Raw genomic sequence first — 3,771 nt, 5'->3', positions numbered from 1 at the left:
TCCCACGCTTCCCACTCTCCCCACACTCTTACCCCTGTTCCTTAGTTACTATTGCATTATGGGCTTTGCAGACTTGTCAATTGTGGAAATTGCCGCCGAGTATGACCTTCGAGTAGAAGAGGTATTCGATCTATGCCAGCAGTTGGGCATTGCTTACAAAAATCAAGACACCCATCTGCCTCTAGAAGATGCCAAGGCTGTTATACTAAAGATTTTGTCTGAAACAAAGGGTAATCATTAATACCTGAGTTAGATAGCCGTGATTGGTTGACTCGGATCCCCCTCAGCGAGAGAATGTGCAGGGAATCAGTTAATGCTGTTTTGAAAAACTAATCCCATATGAGCCACATTTTTAGAGGAGAATCAACAATGAAGCGATTTATCTTGCTGATCACGGCAACCCTATTCTTTGCCTTTCATATTGCAGTGGGCAGTTCAGCAGCCCTCGATCTGCTTGAAAAGGACCGCACCGTACCTTTAAATGAAGCAGGTGACATGGTGGTTCTGAGTAACGAAGAGGTCACTGAGGGCTTACGCTTGTTTAACGATAAGTGTTCTCAATGTCACAAAGGAGGTTACAGTAAAACTGACCCTAACGTTACTCTTGCTGCTGAAGACTTAAAGTACGCAACGCCACCCCGTGATAACCTGGAGGCTTTAGTAGACTACCTCAAGCATCCTACCTCCTACGACGGGGAAATTGATATTTCTATATTTCATCCAAGCACTGATAGTGCTGATATTTTTCGGTATATGAGGAATGTCACCACAGATGAACTCGTTGATATTGCTGGTTATATTCTCTATGAGGTCAACACTAAAAGCAAAACGTGGGGTTGTGGTAAGGTCTGTAACTAATTACGTTTGTTTGTAGAGAGGTTAAGAAGCACGAAGCGAAAGGCTTTATGCTTATTTAAGCAGCAAGGGCAGAGGCTTCTTCTTTTGGCAGTTAGGGGTTAGGGGTTAGGGGTTAGGGGTTAACCAAAATCAATAACCCTAAGGTTCCTTAACTAGACCCTAATCGCTAATAGAAGAAGCCGCTGCCCTGTTGCTCAATCAGTACATATCACCTTAAATACTCAATAATACTCAATGCTCCGTAGATTATTAGACTTCTTTGAGAAGTTGGGAATAGGGAACAGGGAACAGGGAATAGTGGACAACAATTCACGGAAACAGTATCAAAACACTACTTTGGCAAGAGGTCTATTCCTATCAATCCGTTATTTGCTGCTAGTGGTTCTGGTGTTCTGCCTAGAGACATGCACGGTTAGTTCACCAGCCCAGGCTCCGGTTAACGACTACGTCAGGCGCTACCTAGACGTAGCAGAACCTGTACCGATTTCTTTAGATGGCAAGGGAGAGACTAAGCTGTTTGATGGCGAAGACTTGTCCTTTGGTATAAATTTATTTTCCGAAAATTGCCAGAGGTGTCATGTGGGAGGATCTAATATTATTAATCCCACTGTATCTCTATCTCTGGAGAGGCTAGCTGGGGCAAAACCACCTCGGGATAATCTCAATCGTTTAGTTACTTTTATGAGGCAACCGATGACCTATGATGGTACCGAGGAAAGCTTCTCGTGCCGCAAAGTTCCAGAGAGTTGGCTATCACAGGAAAAAATCGAGAAGTTAGCGGCATTTGTGATCAGAGCTGCACAGAAAGGACCAGCATGGGGAACTGAGGATTTATTTTAAGTTAGGGCATAGGGAACAGGGAATAGGGAACAGGGAACATAGAACAGGGAACATAGAACAGGGAACAGCAATAAGATTTCATTCTTTCAGCACTGAAATTGATTGTTATCACTTCCGTTATTAAGTTTTTTTGTACTGGTGCAACATCTAAGTATTGCCTCTTGCCTCTTGCCTCTTGCCTCTTGCCTATTCCCTCCCCCCATACTCCCGACTCCCAATTCCCGATTCCCGACTCCCGACTCCCTAAAACTTAGTTAGTAATCACCTGCTCGAATCTCTTCATTAGCTGATTCTTGGGCTTTCTTCATAGCACTTTCTAAGGATTGCTCACCCAGTAAGGCACTCAGAAATTGATTATCGAAATGGGTTTGAATGGTTGGCAAGGTTTCCCCAGCCTGCCAAATGGTTGCATAGGCGGCTCCTTTAATAAAAGGAGCATAGAGGGGATTTTTTTGATAGCCTAGTTCCGATAACACAGATAGCCGAGAAGGTAGTACTAGTCCGGCTTTTCCCCAAGCTTTCATTCCTTCTTTGCCGGTTAGATAGGAAATTAGTTGCCAAGCTGCTTCTTTATGTTGAGCTTGCTTGTTCATCACATAAGCAACGGTATAAGCCATTGTTCCTTTTTTACTACCTAAGGAGGGAACTTCAGCGGTGGCGAATTTAATTTTAGGAAATGTGTCTTTGAGATAAGGAATCGCCCAGCTACCTTCGATGACCATTGCGGTTTTACCCTGACCAAACATTTCGCTACCAGAACTAGCCCCAACGTCTGAAGGTAAGGCAGCAGACTGGTAGTTTCGGTATAGGTCAATGACAGTTTTAAGACTTTTAAAACTTTCAGGAGTGGCAAAGGTAGCGTAGCCGTTTTTGTCAACTAAGTTAGCTCCAAAAGCTTTAATGAAAAAATAGAGACGAGCCAGCTCCTGATTAATTCCCAAACCATAGCGTTCATTTCTGCCATCGCGATTCTTATCAACGGTGAGTTTTTGGGAATAATCCCGTAATTCTTCCCAAGTTTGGGGTGGTTGAGTTAAATTAGCTTGTTTGAATAATTGCTTATTGTAAAAAAGGGCAAGGGTGGAAAAATCTTTAGGCAATCCGTAGATTATTCCATTATATTGGAATGCTTTAAACAGAGAGGGTTCAAAGTCAGCTACATCAAAATTATCAGTGCGCTTAATGTAGTCATCCAAAGGCTCCAAAACATCATGAATCATTAGTAATGGGGCTTCATAGGCATCTAAATAAAAGATATCTGGAGCTGCATCACCAATTAATCGGGTTTTGATCACATCCATGTATTGACCAGTGATGACTTCAAGCTTAACCTTTACCTTGGGATGTTTAGCTTCAAATTCTTTTAGTACTTGCTCTAGTAATTGTTTTTCAGTAGGGCTGCTTTGCCAACCACCGAGAGTGACGGTGGTTACTCCATCTAGGTTACTGCTGCCACAGGCTATAATGCAGAGAATTATCAGCGGTAAGATTACCCATTTTGACAGGATTTTAGTCATTTGTTTAGGGTTGACGGGTAAATTTAAATTGATATAACCTACTAATTCTACTAGAGTGCAATACCGATTATGAGCAGACTGTCTGACCAATTCAAAAATCCTAAAACACTGATTAAGGTAACTGGTTGGCTACTGTTGCTACTGACTGGGCAAACAGTGATGGTGGATCTGAGGCCAGCTACTGCCCAAACTTCATCAGAACCGAGATTTTTTGGGGAGCCTCTACCAACTATGACCCCATCTTCTCTACCATCGGTTAACACTCCCCCTTTATTTTTGCCGACCGCCTCACCCAACCGGTCAAGCAATACTCTTAATCCACCTGAGTTAAAGGTCAACGACACTAATCGATCCATAACGAATAGATCAATACCCATCGCTAATCTCTATCGGGTTGATGTGGTGGGTGATAGTTATTTGTTGTTATCCCAAGTACAAGAAATTGAACCACAAGCGTTTGTGCGCGAGGGAGAGGGTGTGATTCAAGTAGGTACATTTATGGATCGCTACAATGCTCAGTCCCGTCTCCGGGCTTTGGAAGCTTTGGGAATTCCAA

The 3,771-nt window shown here is 43.0% G+C and carries 4 protein-coding genes and 1 pseudogene; 4 read left to right on the top strand and 1 reads right to left on the bottom strand.

The features are described 5' to 3' along the window. Positions 1–58: 58 nt before the first annotated feature. From F6K20_RS28480 to psbV2, 3 genes are all read left to right on the top strand, one after another. Entirely contained in the window at positions 59–241 is a 183-nt protein-coding gene (locus F6K20_RS28480) for a translation initiation factor IF-2 (RefSeq protein ID WP_287265908.1), read from the top strand. A gap of 128 nt (positions 242–369) precedes the next feature. Continuing rightward, entirely contained in the window at positions 370–858 is a 489-nt protein-coding gene (psbV, locus tag F6K20_RS28475) for a photosystem II cytochrome c-550 (RefSeq protein WP_287296914.1), read from the top strand. A gap of 234 nt (positions 859–1,092) precedes the next feature. Continuing rightward, positions 1,093–1,698 carry a photosystem II cytochrome PsbV2 gene (gene psbV2, locus F6K20_RS28470; protein WP_287296913.1) on the top strand — a complete coding sequence of 202 codons (606 nt, stop codon included), beginning with the start codon at positions 1,093–1,095 and terminating at the stop codon, positions 1,696–1,698. 254 nt (positions 1,699–1,952) lie between these two features. On the opposite strand, the gene F6K20_RS28465 is transcribed toward psbV2, so the two are convergent. After that, positions 1,953–3,215 (bottom strand): ABC transporter substrate-binding protein, encoded by a 1,263-nt coding sequence (locus F6K20_RS28465; RefSeq protein WP_287251249.1) that lies wholly within the window; start codon positions 3,213–3,215, stop codon positions 1,953–1,955. Between the two features lie 69 nt (positions 3,216–3,284). Between F6K20_RS28465 and F6K20_RS28460 the strand changes: the two are divergent. Further along, positions 3,285–3,771 (top strand): annotated as a pseudogene (locus F6K20_RS28460) (hypothetical protein); the annotation flags it as partial.

The sequence above is a fragment of the Moorena sp. SIO2C4 genome, from assembly GCF_010672485.1.
GTDB classification, from domain to species: domain Bacteria; phylum Cyanobacteriota; class Cyanobacteriia; order Cyanobacteriales; family Coleofasciculaceae; genus Moorena; species Moorena producens.
The sequence above is the reverse complement of the archived record's forward strand: the minus strand, read 5'-3'. Positions and strand labels throughout refer to the sequence as shown.